This window comes from Mesorhizobium vachelliae (assembly GCF_033977325.1).
In the GTDB taxonomy this organism is placed as follows: domain Bacteria; phylum Pseudomonadota; class Alphaproteobacteria; order Rhizobiales; family Rhizobiaceae; genus Mesorhizobium; species Mesorhizobium vachelliae.
In genome coordinates this window covers 131,376-156,570 of the sequence record NZ_JAVIIR010000008.1, presented here as the reverse complement: position 1 = coordinate 156,570, position 25,195 = coordinate 131,376, and the positions used below count along the sequence as shown (strand labels likewise).

The 25,195-nt window shown below is 64.7% G+C and carries 29 protein-coding genes; 12 read left to right on the top strand and 17 right to left on the bottom strand.

Annotated features, from left to right (window positions below; genetic code table 11):
• Positions 1-27 precede the first annotated feature (27 nt).
• Positions 28-954, top strand: a complete 927-nt coding sequence (locus tag RFM41_RS18475; RefSeq protein ID WP_320244964.1) for a hypothetical protein — start codon at positions 28-30, stop codon at positions 952-954.
• An 11-nt stretch (positions 955-965) separates the two neighbouring features.
• Here the strand turns inward: RFM41_RS18475 and RFM41_RS18470 are convergent, their stop codons facing one another.
• From RFM41_RS18470 to RFM41_RS18460, 3 genes are all read right to left on the bottom strand, one after another.
• The gene (locus RFM41_RS18470) at positions 966-1,178 is read right to left on the bottom strand and encodes a hypothetical protein (RefSeq protein ID WP_320244963.1); all 213 of its coding nucleotides are present in this window, start codon (positions 1,176-1,178) and stop codon (positions 966-968) included.
• A gap of 149 nt (positions 1,179-1,327) precedes the next feature.
• Positions 1,328-1,723, bottom strand: a complete 396-nt coding sequence (locus tag RFM41_RS18465) for a GFA family protein (protein WP_320244962.1) — start codon at positions 1,721-1,723, stop codon at positions 1,328-1,330.
• A 117-nt stretch (positions 1,724-1,840) separates the two neighbouring features.
• Complete coding sequence (locus RFM41_RS18460) at positions 1,841-2,089, bottom strand: ParB N-terminal domain-containing protein (RefSeq protein ID WP_320244961.1); 249 nt, start codon at positions 2,087-2,089, stop codon at positions 1,841-1,843.
• Between the two features lie 142 nt (positions 2,090-2,231).
• Between RFM41_RS18460 and RFM41_RS18455 the strand changes: the two genes are divergently transcribed.
• From RFM41_RS18455 to RFM41_RS18440, 4 genes are read left to right on the top strand one after another with little or no spacing between them, the layout of a single operon-like run.
• Complete coding sequence (locus RFM41_RS18455) at positions 2,232-3,872, top strand: N,N-dimethylformamidase beta subunit family domain-containing protein (protein ID WP_320244960.1); 1,641 nt, start codon at positions 2,232-2,234, stop codon at positions 3,870-3,872.
• 1 nt (position 3,873) lies between these two features.
• Complete coding sequence (locus RFM41_RS18450; RefSeq protein ID WP_320244959.1) at positions 3,874-5,250, top strand: aminotransferase family protein; 1,377 nt, start codon at positions 3,874-3,876, stop codon at positions 5,248-5,250.
• Positions 5,251-5,263: 13 nt separating this feature from the next.
• Positions 5,264-5,758, top strand: a complete 495-nt coding sequence (locus RFM41_RS18445) for a GNAT family N-acetyltransferase (protein WP_320244958.1) — start codon at positions 5,264-5,266, stop codon at positions 5,756-5,758.
• A 2-nt stretch (positions 5,759-5,760) separates the two neighbouring features.
• The gene (locus RFM41_RS18440; protein ID WP_320244957.1) at positions 5,761-6,789 is read left to right on the top strand and encodes a histone deacetylase family protein; all 1,029 of its coding nucleotides are present in this window, start codon (positions 5,761-5,763) and stop codon (positions 6,787-6,789) included.
• A 6-nt stretch (positions 6,790-6,795) separates the two neighbouring features.
• Here the strand turns inward: RFM41_RS18440 and RFM41_RS18435 are convergent, their stop codons facing one another.
• The 3 genes from RFM41_RS18435 to RFM41_RS18425 all read right to left on the bottom strand — a co-directional run bounded on the left by RFM41_RS18435 (position 6,796) and on the right by RFM41_RS18425 (position 9,802).
• Complete coding sequence (locus RFM41_RS18435) at positions 6,796-8,064, bottom strand: cysteine desulfurase-like protein (protein WP_320244956.1); 1,269 nt, start codon at positions 8,062-8,064, stop codon at positions 6,796-6,798.
• A gap of 35 nt (positions 8,065-8,099) precedes the next feature.
• On the bottom strand, positions 8,100-9,167 hold the full coding sequence (locus RFM41_RS18430) for an aldo/keto reductase (protein ID WP_320244955.1): 1,068 nt from the start codon (positions 9,165-9,167) through the stop codon (positions 8,100-8,102).
• Positions 9,168-9,283: 116 nt separating this feature from the next.
• Complete coding sequence (locus RFM41_RS18425; RefSeq protein WP_320244954.1) at positions 9,284-9,802, bottom strand: hypothetical protein; 519 nt, start codon at positions 9,800-9,802, stop codon at positions 9,284-9,286.
• A gap of 41 nt (positions 9,803-9,843) precedes the next feature.
• On the opposite strand from RFM41_RS18425, the gene RFM41_RS18420 reads away from it, so the two are divergent.
• Together RFM41_RS18420 and RFM41_RS18415 are read left to right on the top strand one after the other, a co-directional pair.
• Positions 9,844-10,149 carry a hypothetical protein gene (locus RFM41_RS18420; RefSeq protein WP_320319290.1) on the top strand — a complete coding sequence of 102 codons (306 nt, stop codon included), beginning with the start codon at positions 9,844-9,846 and terminating at the stop codon, positions 10,147-10,149.
• A gap of 1 nt (position 10,150) precedes the next feature.
• Entirely contained in the window at positions 10,151-10,297 is a 147-nt protein-coding gene (locus RFM41_RS18415; protein ID WP_320319289.1) for a hypothetical protein, read from the top strand.
• 60 nt (positions 10,298-10,357) lie between these two features.
• Here the strand turns inward: RFM41_RS18415 and RFM41_RS18410 are convergent, their stop codons facing one another.
• A complete protein-coding gene (locus RFM41_RS18410; protein ID WP_320244952.1) occupies positions 10,358-10,864 on the bottom strand; it encodes a DUF1993 domain-containing protein in 507 nt (168 codons plus the stop codon).
• A gap of 141 nt (positions 10,865-11,005) precedes the next feature.
• Here RFM41_RS18410 and RFM41_RS18405 point away from each other — a divergent pair, with 141 nt between their 5' ends.
• Positions 11,006-12,055 (top strand): DUF1176 domain-containing protein, encoded by a 1,050-nt coding sequence (locus RFM41_RS18405; protein WP_320244951.1) that lies wholly within the window; start codon positions 11,006-11,008, stop codon positions 12,053-12,055.
• A gap of 15 nt (positions 12,056-12,070) precedes the next feature.
• On the opposite strand, the gene RFM41_RS18400 is transcribed toward RFM41_RS18405, so the two are convergent.
• Genes RFM41_RS18400 through RFM41_RS18370 form a run of 7 tightly spaced genes read right to left on the bottom strand, consistent with a single transcriptional unit; the run spans position 12,071 to position 18,412 of the window.
• Complete coding sequence (locus RFM41_RS18400) at positions 12,071-12,958, bottom strand: alpha/beta hydrolase (protein WP_320245477.1); 888 nt, start codon at positions 12,956-12,958, stop codon at positions 12,071-12,073.
• Between the two features lie 33 nt (positions 12,959-12,991).
• Positions 12,992-14,608, bottom strand: coding sequence for an NTP transferase domain-containing protein (locus RFM41_RS18395; RefSeq protein WP_320244950.1), 1,617 nt, complete (start codon positions 14,606-14,608; stop codon positions 12,992-12,994).
• Positions 14,605-15,309 carry an XdhC family protein gene (locus RFM41_RS18390; RefSeq protein WP_320244949.1) on the bottom strand — a complete coding sequence of 235 codons (705 nt, stop codon included), beginning with the start codon at positions 15,307-15,309 and terminating at the stop codon, positions 14,605-14,607. The genes RFM41_RS18395 and RFM41_RS18390 overlap by 4 nt, the downstream gene beginning before the upstream one ends.
• A 5-nt stretch (positions 15,310-15,314) precedes the next feature.
• Positions 15,315-15,653: an XdhC family protein gene (locus tag RFM41_RS18385; protein WP_040981220.1), complete on the bottom strand. Its 339-nt coding sequence runs from the start codon at positions 15,651-15,653 to the stop codon at positions 15,315-15,317.
• A gap of 55 nt (positions 15,654-15,708) precedes the next feature.
• Positions 15,709-16,959, bottom strand: a complete 1,251-nt coding sequence (locus RFM41_RS18380) for a vWA domain-containing protein (RefSeq protein WP_320244948.1) — start codon at positions 16,957-16,959, stop codon at positions 15,709-15,711.
• A gap of 5 nt (positions 16,960-16,964) precedes the next feature.
• Positions 16,965-17,888 (bottom strand): AAA family ATPase, encoded by a 924-nt coding sequence (locus RFM41_RS18375; protein WP_320244947.1) that lies wholly within the window; start codon positions 17,886-17,888, stop codon positions 16,965-16,967.
• 29 nt (positions 17,889-17,917) lie between these two features.
• A complete protein-coding gene (locus RFM41_RS18370) occupies positions 17,918-18,412 on the bottom strand; it encodes a flavin reductase (RefSeq protein ID WP_320244946.1) in 495 nt (164 codons plus the stop codon).
• A 192-nt stretch (positions 18,413-18,604) separates the two neighbouring features.
• Here RFM41_RS18370 and RFM41_RS18365 point away from each other — a divergent pair, with 192 nt between their 5' ends.
• Together RFM41_RS18365 and RFM41_RS18360 are read left to right on the top strand one after the other, a co-directional pair.
• Positions 18,605-19,690 carry a branched-chain amino acid ABC transporter substrate-binding protein gene (locus RFM41_RS18365; RefSeq protein ID WP_320244945.1) on the top strand — a complete coding sequence of 362 codons (1,086 nt, stop codon included), beginning with the start codon at positions 18,605-18,607 and terminating at the stop codon, positions 19,688-19,690.
• On the top strand, positions 19,690-20,706 hold the full coding sequence (locus RFM41_RS18360) for a P1 family peptidase (protein ID WP_320244944.1): 1,017 nt from the start codon (positions 19,690-19,692) through the stop codon (positions 20,704-20,706). Before RFM41_RS18365 ends, RFM41_RS18360 begins: the two co-directional genes overlap by 1 nt.
• Here RFM41_RS18360 and RFM41_RS18355 read toward each other — a convergent pair whose 3' ends face one another.
• On the bottom strand, positions 20,707-20,964 hold the full coding sequence (locus tag RFM41_RS18355; protein ID WP_040982323.1) for a DUF2171 domain-containing protein: 258 nt from the start codon (positions 20,962-20,964) through the stop codon (positions 20,707-20,709). It abuts the gene before it with no gap.
• A gap of 370 nt (positions 20,965-21,334) precedes the next feature.
• On the opposite strand from RFM41_RS18355, the gene purB reads away from it, so the two are divergent.
• Positions 21,335-22,642, top strand: coding sequence for an adenylosuccinate lyase (purB, locus tag RFM41_RS18350; protein WP_320244943.1), 1,308 nt, complete (start codon positions 21,335-21,337; stop codon positions 22,640-22,642).
• A gap of 197 nt (positions 22,643-22,839) precedes the next feature.
• Here the strand turns inward: purB and RFM41_RS18345 are convergent, their stop codons facing one another.
• Positions 22,840-23,652 (bottom strand): VOC family protein, encoded by an 813-nt coding sequence (locus tag RFM41_RS18345; RefSeq protein ID WP_320244942.1) that lies wholly within the window; start codon positions 23,650-23,652, stop codon positions 22,840-22,842.
• A gap of 199 nt (positions 23,653-23,851) precedes the next feature.
• On the opposite strand from RFM41_RS18345, the gene RFM41_RS18340 reads away from it, so the two are divergent.
• On the top strand, positions 23,852-24,409 hold the full coding sequence (locus RFM41_RS18340) for an RBBP9/YdeN family alpha/beta hydrolase (RefSeq protein ID WP_127237145.1): 558 nt from the start codon (positions 23,852-23,854) through the stop codon (positions 24,407-24,409).
• A gap of 9 nt (positions 24,410-24,418) precedes the next feature.
• On the opposite strand, the gene RFM41_RS18335 is transcribed toward RFM41_RS18340, so the two are convergent.
• Entirely contained in the window at positions 24,419-25,192 is a 774-nt protein-coding gene (locus tag RFM41_RS18335; protein WP_320244941.1) for an HpcH/HpaI aldolase family protein, read from the bottom strand.
• Positions 25,193-25,195: the final 3 nt, after the last annotated feature.

Here is a 25,195-nt window from a genome sequence, read left to right as displayed (position 1 = left end):
TGTAAGGCAAATCGGAGGAGCATCACAATGTCGACCGCCCTCTCGGAACTGGAGCCGGTAACGCGGCCGGAGACGCATGTCCCTGAAATCGCGATCGAGAAGGTGTCGTGCGATTTCAGCCGCGCCATCGAGCGCGCCGAAGTGGCTGCCTGGCTCGACCTCTACGAAGCGGCGCCCGCCGATTTCGCGGCGCGGCAAGGGCTGTCGATCGCGCGCGAAGGCGATCTGGTCTGGACCACCTGCGCGACGATCCCGTTCATCCATTTCAACTGCGTGAAGAATATCGGCGTCGATGGTCCGGCAACGGAAGAACAGGTCGATGCACTGCTCGCGCACTACCGCGCGGCCGGCATCATGCGGCCATGGTTCTATACCAATCCGCATGCCGAGCCGGCGCGGCTGCGGTGCTGGCTGGAAGCGCGCGGCCTGCAGCACCAGGGCGGCTGGGAGCGTATCCATCGCGACGCGACGCCACTGCCGGACGCACCGCTTTTCCCGGGCGACCCGCTGATCCCGGTCGACGATCTGGTGGTCGAGGAGGTCACGCCCAGGACGGCTTCGGAATGGGCTTCCTTCATCGATGCCAAATACAGGTTCCCCACCACGCCTTGGCTCATGGCGCTTGTCGGCCGCAAGGGCTGGCATCATTATATGCTGAAACGCCGGGGCGCGGTCGCTGCCGTGCGCTCGCTCTTCATCTCAGACGGCGCCGCCTGGAGCGGCATCGACGCGCCGGTGCCGGGCATTATGGCGCCAAGCTTCGACCTTGACGCCATGCTTGGCGAAAGACTGGTTCGCGACGGCATCGCCGCCGGCGCGAAGCTGTTTGTCGCCGACATCGAGGCGCCGCGCCCCGACCGCGACGGGCCAGCCTATCGCAACTACGACCGGCTCGGCTTCAAGCTCGCCTATTTGCGTAATCATTACAGCTACCTGCCCGCGCATTCGAGCTGACCGGGGCCGCCTCAGCGGTAGAGCCACTGCTTCAGGCAGCTTCTTGCCACTATATGCGCTGGTGGCACCGAAGCCCGGTCGAAGCGGGAATCATCACTGGCCCTGTCGCGAGCCTTTTCCAGAAGCAGGCGGATCTCGGCCGGGCGCACACGGTCACGCGCCATCACGAGTTGGATCATCGGGTCGTTCAAAAGCTCGTCCAGGGTGTTGATGCTCTCGCTCATCCGTCGCCTCCTCGATGCCGCCCGCAAGGCGCTTAGATAGGCAGGCAAAGATGGCCCGCCAATGACGCTTTGCCGGCTATGTCGTGAATCGAAGATGAAATTTTTGTGCAGGCCCTTCCCCTTCTCCCCTTGTGGGAAAAGGTAAGATCCTATGCCGGCGGCGCGCCTTCATATTGCGGCAGGCCATCGTCAAGGATCAGCCAGGGCTGCTTCGAGGCGGTCCAGAAATGCATGTCCGGCTTGAACAGGGACGGGTCGTCGAGCGAGCCGGAGGTGACGCCGAGGATGCCCCGGGAGTCGCGCCGTGAAAACAAAGTCGTGCCGCAGGCCGGGCAGAAGCCGCGCTTGAGGTCCGGCGTGGAGTGGATTGTCGCCACCGGCCCTTCGATGGTCACGTCGTCGATGCGGAACAGAAGCCGCGCGTTGAAGGCGGCGCCGATCGCTCTCTGGCAGATCCGGCAATGGCAGACCCGTTCGTTGACCGGTTCGACTTCGGCCTTGTAGCGCACCGCGCCGCACAGGCATCCGCCCTCATATTTTGCCATGGTAAGCATCCTGTTCCTGGAGTAGCGGCACGCTCCACCGCCGGCACGGCAGCGTCAATCAAAAAGCGTTGATGGAATGCGATCGGTAACGGTGATGCAGCGGCCGGACGCTTGGGATCAGTGGCGCTTTGCCTGCACGAGATAGGCGTCGATCGTGGTCTCGCCGAGCCATTTCGCCGCTTCGAGCCGATGCAGTCCTTCGACCAGGATGTGGCGCTTGCCGTCGTGCCGCACCTGGATCGGCGTCTTCATGCCGTTGTCGAGAATATCCTCGGCGAGATGGCGCACGGTCTCGGGATGCAGCGTCTTGCGCCGCGCCGTGGGCACATAGATGTCGTCGACCTTGATCTTTTGCACCCGCAGCATGTCGGCTCCTTGGCACTGAACGTCGCCTTCCGATGAAATAGTCTGTTTGCCGGATATGGCCAAGCGCGCTGGCCCGATGCTTTCCATTTGACGCTTGGCCGACCAATGGTCTCAATGACGGGTTCGTGATTTCAGGTGCTTCTTGACGCAACTGCCCACCGAATTCCCCGATTTCGGGCTGACGCCCGAGCAGCGCCGCGAGGCGGTGCGCGGCCATTATTACGAATGGCCGGGCATGGATGGTTCGAGCGGTGAGATTTGGGCCTACAGCGACCGGTTTTCCTATCGTCCGGGCGAGACGGTGACGCTTTTCGTCAGCGCGACGGCGCCGCAATTCAGCCTTGCCGTCGTCCGCGACGGCGACGGCGAAACCAAGGTCTTCGAGGGAGCGGGCATGGCGGCGCGCTGGCAGGATACGCCCGACCAATGCTCGGTCGGAGGCTGCGGCTGGGAGGCGTCGTTCGAATTCCGCATCGGCGACGACTGGCCGTCAGGCGCCTATCGCGTAACGCTTCTTGCCGAAGGCCGCGACGGCAATCCGATCCGCAGCCATCATCTCTTCATCGTCGCGCCCCTGCCCGGCCGCAAGCCCGGCCGCCTGCTGCAGGTCGCCGCGACCGGCACATGGCTCGCCTACAACACCTGGGGCGGCTCGAACCACTATCAGGGCATTACCGGCCCGAACCACGATCAATATGCCACGACAGTGTCGACGCAGCGCCCCTGGTGCCGCGGCTTCGTTGTGCTGCCCAAGGACGCGCCACGCGTGCCGCTGGAGGTCGCGGTGCCGCCGAAAACCGTGCCGCGCTATCCGCATATGGAATGGGCTTTCGCCACCGGCCATTCGAAGAAATACGCCTCTTCCGGCTGGGCGAGCTACGACAGCCACTTCTTCCGCTTCGCCGAACGCACCGGCTACCAGGTCGATCTCGCCAGCCAGCACGAGCTCCATTTCTCGCCCGAAATCCTCGACTTCTATGACTGCGTCGTCTTCGTCGGCCATGACGAATACTGGACCTGGGAGATGCGCGATGCTGTCGACAATTATGTGACCCGCGGCGGCCATGCGGCCCGCTTCGCCGGCAATTTCATGTGGCAGACGAGGCTGGAGGACGAGGGCCGCCGCCAGGTCTGCTACAAATACAAGGCGCGCGCCGAGGACCCCGTCTATCGCGGCGGCGACATCACCCGCGCCACCAATTCCTGGGAGGCGCCCGAGATCGGCCGTCCGGGCAGCGCCACCTTCGGCCTCAATGCGACGCGAGGCGTCTATGCCGGCTGGGGCGGCTGCGCGCCGCGCGGAGTGCGCGGCTTTCCGGTCTATCGGCCCGAGCATTGGGCCTTCGCCGGCACCGGCATCTATTATGGCGACCTGCTCGGCATCGACAGCCACGTCTATGGCTATGAGGTCGACGGTCTCGATTTCGAGATCCGCGGCGGCCTGCCCTACCCGACAGCGACCAGCGGCGCGCCGGACGGGCTGCAGGTCCTGGCCGTCGGCATGGCGAGCCAGGTCGAGGAAAGCGCCGACATTCCGATCGAGGACCAGTTCCTCACCGACGAGGACGGCCGCTTCACCGCCGAGACGCTGTTCGGCGAGGCGAGCGACGCCAATCTCGACAAGGTCAAGCGCGGCAACGGCATGATCGTCAATTTCCCGCGCGGCAAGGGCGAGGTCTTCCATGCCGGAAGCTGCGAATGGGTCGCCGGCCTGCTAAGGCAGGACGCGATGGTCGAACGCGTGACCAAGAATGTTCTCGACCGCTATCTCGGAAAGTCCTGACATGTCCCAAGCCAAGCCATCGCCCGGAATCGAAGCACGGTCGCCATCGCATCTGTTCTATCTCTCCAGCCTGCGCCGGCCGCTCGTCGATCGCGCCGAGGGCATCTATTTCTGGACGCAGGACGGCCGCCGTTTCATCGACGGCTCGAGCGGGCCGATGGTCGCCAATATCGGCCATTCCAACCGCAACGTGCTCGACGCCATGAAGCGGCAGATGGACAAGACCACCTTCGCCTACCGGCTGCATTTCGAGAACCAGCCGGCGGAAGATTTGGCGCGGGTACTCGCGGGCAAACTACCCGAAGGCATGGACCGCATCTTCTTTGTTTCCGGCGGCTCGGAAGCGACGGAATCCTGCATCAAGCTCGCCCGCCAATGGGCGGTCGCCACCGGCCAGCCGAAGCGCTGGAAGGTGGTCACCCGCTTCCCCTCCTATCACGGCGGCACGCTGGGCTCGCTTTCCATCACCGGCGACGACGCGCTGGCCGAGACCTTCACGCCGATGATGCGAGTGATGCCGACCGTGCCGGCGCCGACCGCCTGGCGCGACCGCGACAACCTCTCGACGGAGCAACGCGGCATCCGCTATGCCGATATGCTGGAGGAAAAGATCCAGGCCGAGGGCCCGGAAAGCGTTTTGGCCTTCATCATGGAGCCGATCGGGGGAGCTGCGACCGCCGCCCTTGTCGCGCCCGACAGTTACTATGCGCGCATCCGCGAAATCTGCGACCGCTACGGCATCCTTCTGATCCATGACGAGGTGATGAGCGGCGCCGGCCGCACCGGCAAATTCCTCGGCGGCGATCACTGGAACTGCAGGCCGGACATCGTGGCACTCTCGAAGGGCCTGGGCTCGGGCTATGCGCCGCTCGGCGCCCTTGCCGCGCCGATGCGCCTGGTCGAGCCGTTGCTCGCCTCTGGCGGTTTCCAGCATGGCCACACCTATGCCGGCAATCCGTTGGCCTGCGCCGCCGGCCTCGCTGTCCTCGGTGAAATGGACCGGCTCGACCTCATCGCCAACGCCGCCGCGATGGGCGACGTGCTGATGGCGGAGCTGAAGGGCTTGCAAAAGCGCTTCCCTTTCATCGCCGACGTGCGCGGCAAGGGCCTGCTCACTGGTGCCGAGATGGTCGCCGACCCGGAGACACTGAAGCCGATCGACCCGGCGCGCAAGGCGACGCAACGCCTGCTCGACCACGCCTATGCGCGCGGCCTCATCATCTATGGCCGCAAGGTCAAGGGCGGCGTCGACGGCGACAATTTCATGGTGGCGCCGCCGATGATCATCACCAGAGAGCAGATCGGCGAGATGATTTCTATTATCGGCGATTCGCTGGAGGCGCTGGCGGAGGAACTCGACCTGCCGGTGGAAGGGTGAGAAAGGTGTTTTGATGCCGGCACCGGTCACCATCCGCCCCGGCCGCATCGAGGACGTCGAAACCATCCACGCTGCGCTACTGCGCCTCGGCACCCATATCGGCGCGCCGGAAGAGATCCAATCGACACCCGAAGACCTTCGCCGCTACGGCTTCAGCGAAAAGCCCGCCTTCTCGACCCTGATCGCCGAGATCGGCGGCGAATTCGCCGGGCTTTGCCTGCATTTCCCCATCTTTTCGACCTGGATGGGTCGGCCGGGCGTGTATGTGCAGGATCTTTACGTCGAGGATCGTTTTCGCGGCCGCCGGGTCGGCGAAAGGCTGCTGCGCCGCGTCGCGAAAGAGTGCCGCGCGGCCGGCGGCGTCTATCTGAGGCTGTCCGTCGATACCGACAACGAGACCGCCAAGGCCTTCTATGAGAAACTGGGCATCGGCTGGTCGAGTTACGAACAGGTGCAAAAGATTGTCGGCGATGCCTTCTTCGCCTTTGCCGACAGGCCGGAGGAATGACGATGAAAGCCTTCTATGCCGAGGAGCAGAAACGCCACGATCCCAGGGCTTTCCTCTCCAGCGGCGCGCCGCAGCCGAACCCGGAAAAGCCGGAGCGGATCGAGAGATTGTTAGCCGGCGCAAGATCGGCCGGCCTAACGGTCGAACGCCCAAGGAATCATGGGCTTGGCCCGATCGCGGCGGTGCATACGCCTGAATATCTGGATTTCCTCGAGCACATTTTCACGCGCTGGCAGCGCATCGAAGGCGCTTCCGCGGAAGTCATCCCGAACATCCACCCGACCGCCCGCAACGGCTCCTATCCCGCCTCGGCGGTCGGCCAGGCCGGCTACCACATGGCCGACACCGCTTGCCCGATCTCTGCCGAGACCTGGAACAGCGCGCTGTGGAGCGCCTGGAGCGCGGTGGAGGCCGCTGAAGCGGTGATGGCCGGCGCGCCTTCCGCCTATGCGCTTTGCCGCCCGCCGGGCCATCACGCCTTCGCCGATGTCGCCGGCGGCTTCTGCTTCATCAACAATTCGGCCGTCGCGGCGCAGGTTCTGCGCAGACAGGCGGCCCGCGTCGCCATCCTCGATGTCGATCTGCACCACGGCAACGGCACCCAAGGCATCTTCTACGCCCGTCCCGACGTGCTGACCGTCTCGCTGCATGCCGATCCGGTGCGCTTTTATCCGTTCTTCTGGGGCCATGCCAACGAGCGCGGCGAAGGCCCCGGCCTCGGCTACAATCTCAACCTGCCGCTGCCGCGCAAATCAGGCGACGCAGCCTTCCTCGAAGCGCTGGCGACAGCCTTCCAGCGCATCCGCGCCTTCGCGCCGGATGCGCTTGTGGTGGCGCTCGGCCTCGACGCCTTCGAAGGCGATCCGTTCGGCGGCCTGTCGGTGACGACGCCGGGCTTCTCGCGCATCGGCGAGGCGATTGCCGGGCTCGGCCTGCCGACGGTGATCGTCCAGGAAGGCGGCTATCTCTGCGATGCGCTCGGCGACAACCTCACCGCCTTCCTCACAAGCTTCGGCGGCAAGCAGCGATAACGGTGTTCAGCCGCGCTGCTGCCTCAGCATCGCGATCACGCGATGCGCGCTTTCCAGCGTCTCCGCGATCTCGGCGGCCGTGTTGTAATGCGCGATGCCGATGCGCACGACGCCCTGCTCGGCCGGAATGCCGAGCTGGTGGACGACCTCCCACGCATAATTGTGACCTGACCACAGGAAGATGTTTTCGGCATTCATCTGCCGCACGATCGTTTCCGGCTCGATGCCTTCGACAGTGAAGGAAATGGTCGGCACCCGCTCGGCAAGCCGCTCCGGATCGGTGATGCCGTGGATGACCAGCCCTTCGATATCGGACAGGCCTTCGATCAGTTGCCGGGCAAGCGTGTTCTCGTAAGCGATCGACACCTCGAACGCCTTGGCGATCCTCTGCCGCCGCGATCCAGCCTCGCCGGCCGCGGCGCCGAGATCGGCGAAATAGTCGATTGCCGCGGTCAGCCCGGCCATCAGCTCGATCTGCGGCGTGCCAAGCTCGAACCGCTCGGGCAGGACGTTCGAAGAGCAGCGGCATTTGTATGGCTGTAGCGCGTCGATAACGTCGCGGCGTCCCCACAATATGCCCATATGCGGCCCGAAGAATTTATAGGCCGAGCAGATGAGGAAATCGCAGCCAAGTTCCTGCACGTCGATCAGCCCGTGCGGTGCGAATTGCACGGCATCGATATAGACCAGCGCGCCGGTCCCCTTGGCGATCGCCGTCAGCCCTTTCACCCGGTTGATCGAGCCGGTGAGGTTGGAGGCATAGTTCAGCGCGACGAGCCGCGTCTTGTCAGAAAGCAGCGCCTTGAGCGCCGCCTCCTCCACCTGCCAGCTCCGCTCGTCGAACGGCAGGAAACGAACAACGAGGCCGAGATCCTCGGCAAGCTGCAGCCAGGGCGAGACATTGCCCTCATGGTCCATGCGCGTGACGATGATCTCGTCGCCTGGCTCCATCGTCCGGCCGAGCGTGCGCGACATGTGGTAGGTCAGCGTCGTCATGTTGGCGCCGATGACGATCTCCTCGACGCTTGACGCGTTCAGGAAATCGGCCATCGCGGCATGAGCCCCGTCAACCACCTGCTGCGCCGCGACCGTGGTCTCAAAGAAACCGCCCAGATTGGCGTTGGTCGAGAGCAGGCAGCGCGACACCGCGTCCGCGACCGCGAGCGGCACCTGCGTGCCGGCGGGATTGTCGAGATAGATGCGCCGGCGCCGGTCATCGGTCAGCGAGAGCGCCGGAAACTTGCCGCGCACGGCCTCGATCGGAAAATCTGCCATCGTCTCCACCCCTTTGTTTTTTAAACGATTCCCGATCACGGGCACGGATTGCCGACACGCTGGTGGATGGCGTCGACCGCTTTCTGCATCTCGTCGGTCCAGGTGACGTCGGCCGAGGACAGCGCCATCTCGAGCTGCGCGAGGGTGGTCGCACCGACGATATTCGCCGTCACGAAGGGCCGGCTCGCCACATAAGCGTTAGCGAAGAGCGCCGGCTCCATGCCGAAGGAACGCGCCAGCTCGGTGTATTCCAGCAGCACTTCCGCCGCATTCGGCGTCTCGTAGCGCTGGCCGCGATTGAAGAGCTGCGAGCGCGAGCCCTGCGGCCGCGCGCCATGATTGTATTTGCCGGTGAGGTACCCCTGTGCAAGCGGCGAATAGGGAAGAAACGCGATCTCCTCGCGCTCGCAGACCTCGGCAAGGTTCACCTCGAACGTGCGGTTGACGAGACTGTAGGCGTTCTGCAGCGAAGCGACGCGCGGGCCGGTGCCCTTCTCGGCTTCGAAGACGAAGCGCATGACGCCCCAGGAGCTTTCATTCGAGAGGCCGAGATGGCGTATCTTTCCGGCTTTCACCAGTTCCTCGAAGACAGCGAGCGTCTCGGCGACCGGCGTCTCGTCTCCCGGAGCGCCTGCCGCATCCGCGCGCCGCGCCACCGCTCCGACGCGCGTCGGGTTCGAGCCCCAGGGAATGTCCCGGTCCGGCCAATGGATCTGGTAAAGGTCGATATAGTCGGTGCCGAGCTTGGCCAGTGATTTCTCGACAGCGTCGAAAATGTCGGCGCGCACCAGCTTCGACGGACGATCGCCGCGGAACCACGCGTTGGCCGTGCGGCCGACGACCTTCGAGGCAAGGATGACCTTGTCGCGGTTGCGATTGGCCTTCATCCAGCTGCCGATGGTCTTCTCGGTCCGCCCTTGGGTCTCCGCCTTGGGTGGGATCGGGTAAAGCTCGGCCGTATCGATGAAATTCACCCCGCGCGAGAACGCCAGATCCATCTGCGCATGGCCTTCGGCCTCGGTGTTCTGTTGACCCCAGGTCATCGAGCCGAGGCAGATTTGCGAAACAAGAAGATCGGTCCGACCGAGGCGGCGTTTATGCATGGGGTTCTCCGGCGGGAGGTTTGCGCGGGCAGCGCGGGAAGGAAGTTCAAGCATAAAGCATAGGCCGGAGTTTCTCCAAGCCCTGCACCCTCAGACTTTCAAATGATTGCGTGCGGCTACCGACGTGTTGCCGCCAAAGCCCGCCGCTTGGCCTCGTCGATCAGCATATTGGCCACCTGCATGCGGATCATGGCGCGCTGGCGCAGATGCGGCGCGACCCGGTCCGGGTGGTTGGCGAAGGCGAAGTTGCGGCGGATGCGGCCGAAATCGGCGTTCTTGGCCGGACGGTCGAGGCCGAGCTCGCCAGCGATCGCCTCGGGATCGATCGGCGGCAGCTTTTCCTCCGGCTGGTGTTCTTCGCCGGCCAGCGTCAGTTTCGCCTGGTCGAGAAGTGCCGCGAACTCGGCCGCAAGGTCGGCGCCCGACTCGCGATATTCGGCGGCGACGCTTTCGCCCGCGACCTTGATGCGGCCGGAATGCAGCTCATCGGCCACGGACAGATAGTCGAATGGGATAGACGGCCGGGCGCCCTCTTCCTCGCCTTTCTCCGAGGCGACGATCAGGTCGTCGAGCAACGAAGCGAAATCGAGCTTGTTCCCGGTGCCGATCTCAGCCTCCCCCTGTGGTGATGGCATGCATTGATGCCGCGACCATAGGGCGCTCTCGTTAAAAATGAATGCTGGCGACGTTAACAATTGGCGGCTTTTACACCTGGAAGATGACCATAGGAAAAAGCCGGACTGCATTCGTGCAGCCCGGCAAGGTCGCCAGGAGTGGCGAGGAAAAAGCCAGCCATGAGCCGGCACCAGTCCTTACGGTCGAGCCCGCCCGAAAGTTTCACGAAAAGCCGATTGTGGCGGAAAAAATTTCGTCCGGCATGGCAGCCATGCAATTGCTGCACTGCACAATTTTAACAAATCACCTATATCATGGCGTCGGGAGGACCAACAGGGGCAACTTGAGTCATGGGGTTCTTCACTGAAATGTTCGCTCGGCCGAGGCCGCAGGAACACCAGCGTTACCGCTCGGCGCTCGCGCTTCTGAACGCGATGAGCAATGCCGACCGCGCCGATGTCGGCATCAAGCCGGCGGATTTTCCCCGCATCGCGCGCGAAATGTCGATCCGCTGAGGACGCGCTGCACCAAAGAGGTTTCCCGGGATGCCGGGAAACCTCCAACCTATTAAAAAGTCAACGATTTCCGAGGAAAGTCTGCTTGCCGAGCGGCACGCCGTTGTGGCGCAGGATGTCGTAGGCCGTTGTGACGTGGAAGTAGAAATTCGGCGTAGCAACATGCAGCAGGTACTGCAGGCCGGGCAACGTAGCTTCACGGCCGCCGAGCCTTAACTCGATCATCCTGTCTTCCGATCCCTCCAGATCGGCCGCCGTAAACGTCGCCAGATGATCGAGCGTCTTGGCGATCCGGGCCTGGAGCTCGGCAAAGCTCGCTTCATTGTCCTCGTATTTCGGCACCTCACGGCCGGCGAGCCGCGACGGCGCACCCTTGGCATGGTCGGTGGCGATCTGGACCTGCCTTGTCAGCGCGAACATGTCCGGCGCCAGCCGCGCGGTGAGTAACACCTGCGGATCGATCTTGCGCTCGCCGGCATTCTCCTCCGCCGCCGTCAGGATGCTGGCCAGCGCCTTCAGCCTGGCGGAGAAGACGCCCACCGATATGTCGTACATGGAAATGGTCACGGGTAACCTCCCACGCGGCCCCAGCGCCTCGGGCCGTGACCTAGCGCCTCCCGCCACGATTCTTCAAGCGGCCCTGCCCATGGCGTCACCGCGCCGCCGCAATCGCCATGGTAGTATTTTCGTTACCGAGCGGAGGATTCGATGAAAAGAGCCACTTTCGCAGCGACTGTCTTTTTCTCACTGGCCGGCATCGGCCAGTCGGCACTCGCGGCCGACGCGCCCTATATCGACGACCGATCAAGTGCGGATGCGGTCATTCGCTCGCTCTACAGCGCCATCAACCGCCACGAATTCGCCCGCGCCTGGGGTTATTTCGGGGATACGAAGCCGGCTAAGGACTTCAACGCTTTCGTCAAGGGTTACGACGGCACCGATAGCGTTGAGGTCAAGACCGGCGCCGTATCGAACGAAGGCGCGGCCGGCAGCATCTATTACAGCGTCCCGGTTGTCATCGAGGCGACCGACAAGAAGGGCGAGGCCAAGGTGTTCGCGGGCTGCTACACTGTCCGCCAGGTCAATGCGCAGATCCAGGAGCCGCCCTTCCAGCCGATCTTCATCGACAAGGGCGCGCTGAAGCCGTCGACCGAGGATTTCGACAGCGCCGTGCCGGCAAGCTGCGGCGACGGTCCGCCGCCGCCGAAGAAGGACGAGGCGCTGGAGCAAGCCAAGAAAGCTTTCCTCGCCACCTATGGCGGCCAGTGCGACAAGCAGGATCCGGAAGGCAAGCCGATCGGCGAGCCCGAGGCGCATTCCATCCACTACAAGGGCAAGGACGCCCAGCCCAGCGACCCGGAGCGAGAGACGCGGTTGTTCCGCTTCTTCTGTTCAATGGCCGCCTACAACGAGACGGCGGTCTACTACATCGCCGACGACGTCAACGGTGTGACCCAGCTGCAGTTCACCGAGCCGGATCTCGACATCCGCTACGAGAACAACAACAGCGAAGGCAAGGTCGAATCGATCCACATCATCGGGTTCAAGACCAGTGGCTGGGCGACCAACTCGGACTATGACGACAACACCAAAACCATCACCACATCCAACAAATGGCGTGGTGTTGGGGATGCCTCGTCATCGGGAACGTATCTCTTCCGCAACGGCGACTTCTCGCTCGTCCAGTACGACGTCGATGCCTCCTATGACGGCGAGGTAAATCCGCAGACCGTGATCGATTACAACACAGCGCCGTGAGCTTCGGCAGCGCAATCACGGCGCCTTCGTCAGCATCCAGTTCAGCGTGCCGCGCCAGTCGACCATGCGGATCGGCGTGCCATGCGTGCCGGTCTCGAAGCGCACGAAGCGAGTCGGATAGGATTTTTTGGCCAGGATCGAGCGGAAGAAGGCTTCCTGCTTCTCCACGGGGAAGACCACGTCATGGCTGCCCTGGCCGAAGAACACCGGCACGCGACGCTTGAAGGCGGGACTGGTGAGAAAGCTGTCGTCCCAGAGCGAGCCGAGCAACAGCAAGCCGTTGATGCGGCCGCCAGTGTCCTTTCGGTCCGCCAGCTTCCAGCAGATCATCCCGCCCATCGAGCCGCAGGCGACGAAGATCTTCGCGCCCGGCGACTGTTGGGCATAGTGGTCGATGAGCGCCGCGACCTGCGCCGCGCCCTTGTCGCCGAAATCGGGGAAATCCGGCGAAAGATAGAGGCCGTTATTGGCGGCCATCAGGTTCTTGATGCGGTTGAAGTTGCCGCCAAAGGTGAAGTCGTCGACGCCTTGCTTGCGGCTGCCGCCTTGCCCGTGCAGGTAGAGCACGATGATGGAAGCGCCTTCCGTCCTGCCGACCGCGACATGCCGGATGTCGCCGGCGTCGGTCTTCAGCATCAGATCCTGCTGCACCTTGCGCACGCCGGGATCGGTGTATTGCGCACGCACCCGCTTTTCCGGCACCTCGTCACGCTGATTGATGTCGCGCATCTCGTGATAGTCGAGCACGGTGTAAGCACCGTTGTCGCCGGTCGAAAGCGCCGCCGGATAGGCAAAGAGATCGTCCTTGAACGGCTTCAGCGACAGCGTCTGCCCCTCGGCAGACGAAAGGGAAAGCGCTGTTGCGGCGATCAGGGCGAAGAGACGTCGGAAGCGGAAAGCCATGCCGAAAGGCATGCGAAATTCGGCTCTGCTTTGTCAATCCTGCAGAACGCCGCCCGCCCCTTCCAGCGCCTCGCGCGTGTCGACATCGATCGAGGCGCCCTGCCCGATCTCGACATCGATGACGTCGAGACCCTCGGCCTCGACCAGATGCCGGGCGCCAGTGTCGCCCTCGAGCTGCGCGACGGCCGCGAAAAGCGATCGCGGCAACAGCACCGGATTGCCGCGCTTGCCCTGGTGCGAGGCGCGCACTACGGCGTGACCGCCGGAGCGGCGGAACGCATCGATCAGGCTGTCGAGGTCCCTCGACGAGACGCCGGGCATGTCGCCTAGCACGATCATGGCGCCGGCCGCGTCGGGCGCGACCTTGGCGATGCCTGCCTTCAACGACGAGGCAAGGCCGTCGGCGAAGTCGGGATTGTCGGCGAGTTTCACCTCGAGTCCGCCAAGCGCCGAGCGCACGCGCTCGCGCTGATGTCCAGTGACGACGATGGTGCTGGCGGCCTTCGAGCCCAGCGCCCGCCGAGCGGTACGGCGCACCAACGGCTCGCCGTCGAACAGCGCCAGCAGCTTGTTCGGCCCGCCCATGCGGCTGGAGCGGCCGGCCGCCAGAAGCACGATATCGACCTTCAGCGCCGACCTTGCCGGCTGCGGCGCCGGCTCGCGCGGCTGCGGCCTGGACGGGATTTCCATCAAAAGCCCGCCGACGCCCATGCCGGCAATATCGCGCGCCGTCACTTCGAGCCCGGCAACCAGGCGATCGAGCACCCAGTCGAAGCCGTTCTCCTTCGGGCTGCGGGCACATCCGGGCGCGCCGACGACACGCTTGCCGTCGAGTGTTCCCAGCACCAGCAGGTTGCCGGGGTCGACCGGCATGCCCGCGCGGACGACGGTACCCCCCGCACGCTCGATCGCGGCCGGCACGACATCGGCGAAGTCACTCATCGCCGATGCGCCGAAGATCACCACCATGTCGTTGTCGCGCGCCAGTTGGGTCGCGGCCGCGGCGACGGGCGCAATCTCATGCGGCGTGCGCCGCTCGGCCGCCAGCCGGCCGCCGGAACGCGCCAGCCGCGCCTCGGTGACGCGCAGCGTCTTGTCGAGCACGCTCGGCTTGACGCCGGGAAGCACCGTCTGGATGACCCCGACAGTGATGGGCCGATAGGCATTGGCGGCAAAGATCTCGCGGCCGGCGCAGATCCTCACCACGCTGTCCACCAGGCTTGCGGCGACGGCAAAGGGGATGATCTTCACCGTCGCCACCATCTGGCCCTTCTCGACCGGCGCATGCTGCGCCAGCGTCGCGATGGTGATGGCCGGATCGACGGCGTTGATGGCGTCGATCATGCCTGCGTCGACGGTGAAGACGCCTGAGGCCCCCGCATGCAGGTTCACCCGCCCGGTCGCGGCCGGCTTGACCTCGATGTTGCGATGGCTCATGGCGGCGGCGATCTTCGCTGCGGCGGCATCCTCGCCGAGATCGTGCTGGTCAAGGACCGCGGCGACGACTTCGCCGACGCCTGCCGCCTTCAGCGCCGCAACATCCTCGCGGCTCAGCCGGTGCGCCTTGCGGAACCGTTTTTCACCGGCGGCGGTCGCATGCGCCAGCACCGCCCCTTCCGCCTCGTCGATAGAAACCGGCCCGAATTTCACGCCACGGCGCCTTTTGCTTCGAGACCGCGCGAGCGGAAGGCGTGGATGGTCTGCGCAAGCACGGCGACAGCGATCTCAGCCGGGCTGGCCGCACCGATATTGAGGCCGATCGGCGCGTGGATGCGGGCGATCTGCTCGGCGCCGGCACCAAGCGCCAGCAGGCGTTCGACACGCTTGGCGTGGGTCTTGCGGCTGCCGAGCGCCCCGACATAGAAGCATCGCGCGTCGAGCGCCGCCTTCAGCGCGAAATCGTCGATCTTCGGATCATGGGTGACGGCGGCAAGCGCGGTATAGCTGTCGAGCGGCGCGCGCTTCAGCACATCCTCCGGCCATTCGGCATGCAGCGAGACGTCGGGAAAGCGCTCTGGGGTGGCAAACGCAGTGCGCGGGTCGATGATCTCGACCGGGTAGCCGGCGATCTTGGCCATCGGCGCCAGCGCCTGGCTGATATGCACCGCGCCGATCACCACGAGGCGCGGACGCGGCAAATGCGCGTTGAGAAAGAAGGTCCGCCCTTCCGCCTCCACCGACCGTGAGTTGCCGGTGCGGAACGCGTCGGCGATTGCCGCCCCGAGATCGCCCGCGACATGGTCGCCCTCGCGCACGATGCGGTCGCGGCCATCGCCAAGGTCAGTGACAAGCACAGCCGCCCGACGGGCGCGGCGTTCTTCGTTGAGTGTCTTCAGGACATAGGGATCCACGGCGGTCAGCCCAGCCTTTCGACATAGACCTTGATGCGGCCGCCGCAGGAAAGGCCCACCTGCCAGGCGGTCTCGTCGGCGACGCCGAACTCCAGCATCTTTGCCTTGCCGCTGTCGATGACGTCGATCGCCTCGGTCACCACGGCGCCCTCGACACAGCCGCCGGAGACCGAGCCGTGGAAATTCCCCTCGGCGTCGATGACCAGATGGCTGCCGACCGGACGCGGCGCCGAACCCCAGGTCTCGACCACGGTCGCGATGGCGACATCCTTGCCGTCCTTCATCCACCCTTCCGCGATAATCAGCGGATCGCGGGCCTCATCGAGATAAATGCTCTCATCCATCGTCGCTTCTCACAAAGTCTGTTTTTCCCGAGGCAAGATTCCAAGGATCATATGGCTACGCGGCCCGCCTGTCGCCAGTTTGCCGCCAGCGACGCGGATCGACCGCAGCCGATGGCCGCTGGTCGAGCGAGGCGCAAAGGTCGGCCAGCGCCTCGAGATTGTGCACCGCCCGGAATTCGTCGACATAGGGCAGCATCGCCTTGACGCCGCGGGCGCGCGCCTCGAACCCGTCGAAGCGCAACAGCGGATTGAGCCAGATCAGCCGCCGGCAGGATTTATGCAGCCGCTCCATCTCCTGCGACAGGCAGGTGACGTCGTCGCGTTCCAGCCCGTCGGTGATGAGGAGCACCACCGCGCCCTGCCCCAGCACCCGCCGCGACCACAGCCGGTTGAACTCGGCTAATGTGTTGCCGATACGGGTGCCGCCCGACCAATCCTTCACCGCCGCCGAGCATTCGGCCAGCGCCTCGTCGGGATCGCGATGGCGCATCTGCCGGGTCAAATTGGTCAGCCGCGTGCCGAAGACGAAAGCATGCACGCGGCGGCGCTTTTCCGTCAGCGCGTGCAGGAAATGCAGGAAGATACGCGTGTACTGGCTCATCGAGCCGGAAATATCGGCCAGCACCACCAGCGGCGGGTGCACTTCGCGCGGCGAGCGGAACTTCGGCAGTATAAGCTCACCGCCGGTGCGCGCGGCCGAGCGCATCATGGCGCGCGGGTCTATGCGGCGCCCCTGCGCGTCGGCCTTGAAGCGCCGCGTGCGGACAAGATCGAACGGCAGGCGCAAGGCCGTGATCGCCTTTTTGGCCTCGGCCATCTCCGCCGCGTCCATCTGGGCGAAATCCTTGCCCCGCAGCACCTCATTGCAGGAAAAGGTGAGGCGCGCATCGACTTCAATCTCCGGCACTTCCCGCACCGGCTGGTTCTTCCGATGGCCCTCGAACATCGCCTCGCTGACGCGGTTCTCGGCGGCCCGCGGCTTCTGCTTCTCGCGGTCGTCCGGCGCAACCGGCGAAAACATCGCCAGCAGCTTCTCGATCAGCTCGCGCGATTTCCAGAACAGGCGGAAGGCCTCGTCGAAGACAGGATGATCCTCGTGCCGCGAGACAAGCACCGCATGCAGCGTCCAGTAGAAATCGTCGCGCGAGCCGATGCCTGCGGCAAGCACCGCCTCGATCGCGTCCTTCACCGAGGCCGGGCCGACGCGCATGCCGGCCTTGCGCAGCGCTCGCGCGAAATAGACGATGTTGTCGGCGATACGACCGTCAGCGGTCGCTTCTTTGGGTTCTGGACGCGGCGACGGCATCGCGCCTACTCCGCCGCCGAAAGCTCGGCCTTCACCTCATTGAGGATGCGCCGGCCCTCGCCCTCACCGATACGGGCAATGTCGTCCTGGTACTTCAAAAGCACGCCGATCGTGTCCGACACGGTCTCGGGATCAAGCGCCACCTTGTCGAGCTCAGTAAGCGCGCCGGCCCAATCGATGGTCTCGGCGACACCGGGCGCCTTGAACAGTTCCACCTGGCGCAGCTTCTGGATGAAGGACACGACCTCTGCCGACAGCCGGCGATTCGCCTGCGGCACCTTGCGCCGCACGATCTCCAGCTCGCGCTCCGCATTGGGGTAATCGACCCAGTGATAGAGGCAGCGCCGCTTCAGCGCGTCATGGATCTCGCGCGTGCGGTTGGTGGTGATGATGACGATCGGCGGCTCTTCCGCCTTGATCGTGCCAAGCTCGGGAACCGTGACCTGGAAGTCGGAGAGGATTTCGAGCAGGAAGGCTTCGAACGCTTCGTCGGTGCGATCGAGCTCGTCGATCAGGAACACTGGTGCCGCGCCAGCCTTGCCGGTCAGCGCGTCGAGCACCGGGCGCCGGATCAGGTATTTCTCGGAAAAGACGTTGCGCTCCATGTCGGAGCGCACGACCTTGCCGGCCGCCTCCTCCATGCGGATCTCGATCATCTGGGCGGCGTAGTTCCACTCATAGACGGCCGAGGAGACGTCGAGCCCCTCATAGCATTGCAGGCGGATAAGCCGGCGGCCGAGCGCGTCGGCCAGCACCTTGGCGATCTCGGTCTTGCCGACGCCCGCCTCGCCTTCGAGGAACAGGGGCCGCTTCATACGCAACGAGAGGAACAGCACCGTCGCCAGCGAACGGTCCGCGACATAGTCCGCGCCGGTCAAAAGATCGAGCGTCTCGTCGATCGTTTTCGGCGCGGGGCGCGGCGCGGTCATCTTGTCTCCGTGGATCCCGCCCGCTTGTTTCACAGAACGTGGTAGCCGCGGTTGTGGTAGATCAGCGGCCGCAAATTATCGCCGATGCGCAGGCCTGTCACCTTGCCAAAAAGCACACGGTGGGTGGCAAGGTCCTTGGCATCGATGATCTCGCAGTCGAACACTGCAAGCGCACCTTTCAGCGTCGGCGCGCCGGTCGAGATCACATCCCATTCGGCCAGCGCGAAGCGCTCCTCAGCCGGCAGGCCGGTGATGCCGGAAAAGCCGACGGATACGGCTTCCTGGTCAGAGGCGAGCGTGTTCAACGCGAACTTGCCGTTCTTGACGAAAGCCTCGTTCTTGACGTTCTCGCGGTTGAGGCAGACCAGCAGCGTCGGCGGCGTGTCCGAGACCGAACAGGCGGCAATCACCGTCGCACCCCGTTTGCCGCCGGGCCCGTCCGTCGTCACCACATGCACATGGCCGGCAAAATGCGCCATCGCATCGCGATAGTGCTGCGGCCCGATATCATTGATCTTCAGCACCCGATAATCCACCTGTCGGAACCAGTTCGTTATATATGGCGGCATATCGCACGCCACAAGCTGCATAGCACGGGCGAAGTGCTTGACTGCAATCCGCAAATTCGCGTGTTGCGCGGCGCTTAGCCAGCCTTTAGGCATTTCTTGGAATAGTGTCGGAACCATACGCCCGGCACGGAGGATCTCTTCGCCCGAATGCGCCTTCTGACGACGACAATAGCCGCGCTGACGACGGCAACGGCCGCGTTGTTTTGGCTGGCCGCAAGCGCCGCCGCCGAGACGCTGATCGGCGTTGCGGCGCCGCTTTCCGGTCCGTCGGCTATCCTGGGCAACCAGGTCGAGGCCGGCGCGGGTCTGGCGGCGGAGGCAAGCGGCATCGCCATCAAGGCCGTCGACGACGCCTGCACCGCCGATGGCGGCGCCGCGGCGGCAAAGGAATTCATCGACGCCAAGGTCAATGTCGTGGTGGGCTTTCTCTGCACCGAGGCGATCGAAGCCGCGTTGCCGATCCTGAAAGACGCCAACATACCGGTGATCACGGTCGGCGTGCGCACCGAAAGCCTGACCGACCGACGCGCCAAGACCGGCTGGCCGATCTACCGGCTCGGCCCGCGCGGCGACGATGAGCGCAACGTGGTCGCCACCAAGCTCACCCAGCTCTGGCGCGACGACCTGTTCGCCATCGTCGATGACGGCACCATCTATGGCCGCGAGATGGCCGAAACCTTTCGCGCCGCAGCCGAGCAGGCTGCCTTGAAGCCGGTCTTCGTCGACACGTTCCGGCCGCAGCTCGACAACCAGATCGGACTGGTCGGCCGGCTGAAGAAGGCCGGCGCGACAAAAGTGTTCGCCGGCGGCGACGGCGACGACATCGCCATCATGGGTCGCGACGCCGCCCAGCTCGATGCCGGCATCACCTTTGCCGGCGGTGAGAACCTGCGCACGCCGCCGGGCGATGTGCCTTACGCCGTCGGCACGCTGATGATCGCTACGCCGGAATGGGCGGAGGTCGCCGATCCTAAGGTGGTGCAGGCTTTCGGGGCGAAGAACATCGTGCCGGATGGCTACACGCTGCCGGCCTATGCCGCGGTCGAGGTCGCCAAGGCCGCGCTGGCTGGCGCGGAAAGCTCCGGCCAGCCGCTTGGCCAGGCGCTGACCGGCCATGATTTCACCACCGCGATCGGCACCATCCGCTTCGACGACAAGGGCGATCTCAGCCAGAGCCCGTTCCGTCTCTTCCGCTTCGACGGCACGCATTTCGTGACGCTGGAGGACAAGTGATGTTCCGCACCGGTCCGCGTAATCTCATCACCGATGTTGCCGGCCTTCGCGTCGGCAATGTCGCCGACGCCAGGCTGAAATCCGGCGTCACGGTAGTGCTGTGCGATGAGCCCGCGGTGGCCGGCATCCAGGTGCTGGGCGGCGCGCCGGGCACGCGCGAGACCGATCTGCTCGAGCCGCAGAACTCGATCGCGACGATCCATGCCGTCGTCCTGTCGGGCGGCTCGGCCTTCGGGCTCGACGCCGCCTCCGGCGTGCAGGCGGCGCTACGCGAGAAAGACATCGGTGTCGAGGTCGGCGGCTTCCGCGTGCCGATCGTGCCGGCCGCGATCCTGTTCGACCTGCGCAATGGCGGCGACAAGGATTGGGGCCGTTATCCACCCTATCGCGAGCTCGGCTATGAGGCCGTGCAGACGGCGACGGCGGATTTCGCCATCGGCACGGCGGGCGCCGGCACCGGCGCCCTGACCTCGGGGCTGAAAGGCGGGCTGGGCTCAGCCTCGACCGTGCTCGACAGCGGCGTCGCCATCGGCGCGCTCGCCGCCGTCAATCCGACCGGCTCGGTGACGGTCGGCCGGAGCCGCCATTTCTGGGCGGCGCCCTTCGAGATCGGCGACGAGTTCGGCGGCCTGGGCTATCCCGTCCAGATGCCCAAAGACGCCAGGAAGATCCTGCTGAAATACCGCGACAGGCGTGTCGGCGGACAGGAGGATGGCGCCAACACCACCATCGCCGTCATCGCCACAGACGCCGTGCTGACCAAGGCCGCGGCCAAGCGGCTGGCGATTTCGGCGCATGACGGCTTTGCCCGCGCCATCTGGCCGACGCACACGCCGGCCGACGGCGATCTGGTGTTTGCGCTGGCGACCGGCAGGAGCGGCATCGAGCTTAGCGCCGATGCCGCGATCGACCTTTTCGCGGCGGCCGGCGCCACCATGGCGCGCGCCATCAGCCGCGGCGTGCACGCCGCGACACCTGCAGACGGCGATTTGTTCCCCGTCTGGTCGTCGCGCTGATCAGGTCGGATCGGATTTCTCTTCCTCGAAGGTGACGGCGACATCCGAATTCGCCGACAGCCACACCTTCTGCCCGTCGATCTCCGCGACCAGGGCAAGCGAGATATAGTGATGATGGCCCTTGTGCGAGCCCATGCCGCTGTCGGCTTTGGTCAGCTTGATCCGGTCACCCTCGACCTTGTCGACGGTGCCGATATGGACGCCATCGGCGCCGATCACTTCCATGTGTCCGCGTATCTTGCTGATGTCGGTGCTCATGCTGGTTCTCCGCTGGATGGCGATTTGCCCTTTCGGATGCGAGACGGCCGACAATAACAAATGAACGCCGGATTGGATGCATCGCACGGCACGTCTCGTTCACCATGGCGTGATAGACATGACGCCGATGAGACAGATGACGCTCAGTCTGCCCGGCCATGCGACGCACGATAGGGCTTGCCGCCCATGACACCGTTGCAGCAAGTTCCGTTGCGCCGCGGTCTCACGGATCGGCTGCGGCTCTATTTTCCGGCGGGTTTTACGGCACTTGTCGGGGTCAGCATCGGGTTTGCGCGGCAGCGGCGTTGAGCATTGGGCCTGCCTCTGTTAGGACGCGGCCAACGCTTATCTAGGCAGGACTCAAAAACGGATGATCCCTCGCTATTCCCGGCCGGAAATGGTCGCCATCTGGTCGCCCGAAACCCGCTTCCGCATCTGGTTCGAGATCGAGGCGCATGCCTGCGATGCGCTGGCCGAGCTTGGCGTCATCCCGAAGGAAGCGGCAAGGACGATTTGGGAAAAAGGCGGCGCCGCCAAATTCGACGTCGCCAAGATCGACGAGATCGAACGCGTCACCAAGCATGACGTCATCGCTTTCCTCACCCATTTGGCCGAGTTCGTCGGCCCGGACGCACGTTTCATCCATCAGGGCATGACCTCGTCGGACGTGCTCGACACCTGCCTCGCCGTGCAGTTGACGCGGGCCAGCGACATCCTGCTTGCCGACATCGACGCGCTGCTTGGCGCCCTGAAGCGCCGCGCTTTCGAGCACAAGGACACCGTCACCATCGGCCGCAGCCACGGCATCCATGCCGAACCGACCACCTTCGGCGTCAAGCTGGCGCAGGCTTATGCCGAGTTCTCGCGCTGCCGCGAGCGTCTGGTGCATGCGCGGGAGGACATCGCAACTTGCGCCATCTCGGGCGCGGTCGGCACCTTCGCCAACATCGAGCCTTATGTCGAAGAGCATGTGGCGGCAAAACTTGGATTGAAGCCGGAGCCGGTGTCGACCCAGGTGATCCCGCGCGACCGGCATGCCATGTTCTTCGCCACGCTTGGCGTCATCGCCTCGTCGGTCGAGCGCCTCGCCATCGAGATCCGCCATCTGCAGCGTACCGAAGTGCTGGAAGCGGAAGAATATTTCTCGCCCGGCCAGAAGGGCTCGTCGGCGATGCCGCACAAGCGCAACCCGGTGCTGACCGAAAACCTCACCGGCCTTGCCCGGATGGTGCGGTCGATGGCGCTGCCGGCCATGGAAGACGTGGCGCTCTGGCATGAGCGCGACATCTCGCATTCCTCCGTCGAGCGCATGATCGGGCCGGACGCGACGGTGACGCTGGACTTCGCGCTGGCACGCCTGACCGGCGTCGTCGACAAGCTGCTCGTCTACCCCGAGAACATGGAGAAGAACCTCAACAAGTTCCGCGGCCTTGTGCATTCGCAGCGCGTGCTGCTGGCGCTGACGCAGGCCGGCCTGTCACGCGAGGACGCCTATCGGCTGGTGCAGCGCAACGCCATGAAAGTGTGGGAACACGGCGCCGATTTCCTCGAAGAACTGCTTGCCGACAAGGACGTGACGGCGGCCCTCTCCGAAGCCGAGATCCGCGAGAAATTCGACCTCGGCTACCACACCAAGCATGTCGATACGATCTTCAAGCGGGTGTTCGGAGAAGCTTGACCTTTCCTTCTCCCCGTTGACGGGGAGAAGGTGCCCGAAGGGCGGATGAGGGGCAGCGCCGACTTCGGCGATAAAGCTAACCTATCCTATTGCGCAAGAACGATAATTCCGAAACGTTGGCGCTGCCCCTCATTGCCCTGCCGGGCATTTCTCCCCGTATAGTGACGGGGAGAAAAACGCGGTCACGAACGCCTCGCTCACGCCTTCCCAGGCACGGTCCTGATCACCGTGCCCCACGGATCCTCGCGGCTCGTCTCGGCCTTTACATTGTCCGAGCGCATCTCGACCCAGGCGAGGCCTGAGCGGGACGGATCGCGGCGGCCGGCGCCGGCGCTCTGCCAGGCATTGGCGCCGATATGGTGGTGGTAATGGCCGGACGACAGGAACACCGCCTGGGCGCCATATTTGGCGACGGTGTCGAAGCCGAACTGGTCATGCCACCAGGCCTCCGCATCTTCCGGCCGGCCGACGCGCAGATGCACATGGCCGACGATGGTGTTCTCCGGCGCGCCCTGCCAGCCGGCATCGCCCTCCGGTACGCTGCCGACAACCGCTGGCAGGTTCAGCCGCTCGGTCGCCATCGCTATCCGGTCGCCGTTCCATTTCCAGTCCAGCGGGCGGCGGTCGGCATAGATCTCGATGCCGTTGCCCTCCGGGTCGGTCAGGTAAAGCGCCTCGCTGACCAGATGGTCCGACGCGCCCTCGATGCCGATACGGTTGGCGACGGCGTGGCCGATCCAGCGGCCGAGATCGGCACGCGACGGCAAAAGGAAAGCCGTGTGGAAAAGTCCGGCGCTGCGTGGATCGTCCGGCTTGGCCGAAGAATCCTGTTCAAGCACCAGCAATGGCCGGTTGGCGGTGCCAAGCGTGATCGCGCCTCCGGCTCGGCTCAGTTCCTGCAGGCCGACGACAGCGCGGTAATAGGAGGCCAGGCTCTCGGCGTCGCGCGCCTTCAGCCCGACACGCGAAACGCTGACCGGGGTGGTCGCGGCAAAAGGCAGTTCACTCATCAAAACTCTCCGTTCGGGCGACACTTCCCAAGATGGGATTTTCCAGGCCGCCAGCTCTTGTTCCTTGCTCTCCTTTCAAATCGTCGATTGCGATCGTTCACACAAGACGGCAAGAATAGAACAGGTTGTTCACAATTGTGATATCGATCGATATGCAAGCAGGGTTGCAGGCGGCAGGACCGCTCGCTACATCGGCGCCATGAAAGTCAAAGACGCAGATATCCTGATCGTGCCGGGCTACACCAATTCCGGTCCCGAGCACTGGCAGACCCGCTGGCAGTCGAAATTGTCGACGGCGCGCCGTGTCGAGCAGGCGGAATGGACCAAGCCCGTGCGCGAGGACTGGACGGCGAGCGTAGCGAACGCCGTCAACGAGGCCGAGCGGCCGGTGGTGCTTGTCGCGCACTCGCTTGGCGTCGCGGCGGCGGTGCAGGCTATCCCGCAATTCAAGAAGCCGGTCGCCGGCGCCTTTTTCGTGGCACCACCCGACGTCTCCAATCCGGAAATCAGGCCGAGGCATCTGATGACCTTCGGCCCTTATTCGCGCGATCCCCTGCCCTTTCCGTCCATCGTGATCGCCAGCCGCAACGATCCGTTCTGCGCCTTTGAGGTCGCCGAGGACATTGCCGCCGCCTGGGGATCGCTCTTCATCGATGCCGGCGAGGCCGGCCATCTCAACCATGACGCCGGCTTCGGCCCCTGGCCCGAGGGTTCGATGACCTTCGCCAAATTCCTGACGGAACTGAAGCAGCCGTAAGGCCGGTCCTCAAGAACCGATCGAATCCCGCATGCTCTTCAGCAGCGTCTTCGCGCCGAGCGAGATCAGCGTGTGGTCCGAGCCCATGGCGAGAAGCCGAAAGCCCATCGACACGACGCGCCCGGCAATCGCCGGCTCGATGACATAGATCGCGGCATGCTTGCCGGCCTTGCGCGTCCGCTCGGCGATCGACGCGACCGTCTCCATCATGCTCTCCAGCGTCGAGCTGACGGTGGCGCCGTTCGACCAGGCGATCGAGAAATCCGACGGACCGACGAAGATGCCGTCGATACCGGGCGTATCCAGGATACCGTCCAATGCATCGAGGGCCCCCCGCGTCTCGATCATGGCGAAAGCCATGGTGCGCTGGTTCGTGTCGCGCAGCCACTCGGCATGGTCGCCCTTGCCGTGGCGCGGGAAGGCATAGGTCGGGCCCCAGGAACGTTCGCCCAGCGGCGGATATTTCATCGCGGCGGCGAACTGCCTTGCCTCGGCCACGGAGTTCACCATCGGCGCAATCACCGCCTCGGCACCGAAATCGAGCGCCCGGCTCGCCATGTCGAAGCGCCCGACCGGAATGCGCACCAGCGCCGGCTTGTTGGCGGCCAGAACCGGCACCAGGCCGCGCAGCACGCTGTCCTCGTGGTGGCCGCCATGCTGCATGTCGAGGGTGACGGCGTCAAAACCCTGCTTGGCGATGATCTCGACCGTCAGCGCGTCCGGGACGCCCGACCAGGCGGTGAACAGCGTTTCGTCGGCGGCCAGGCGGGATTTGAGCGACATCGG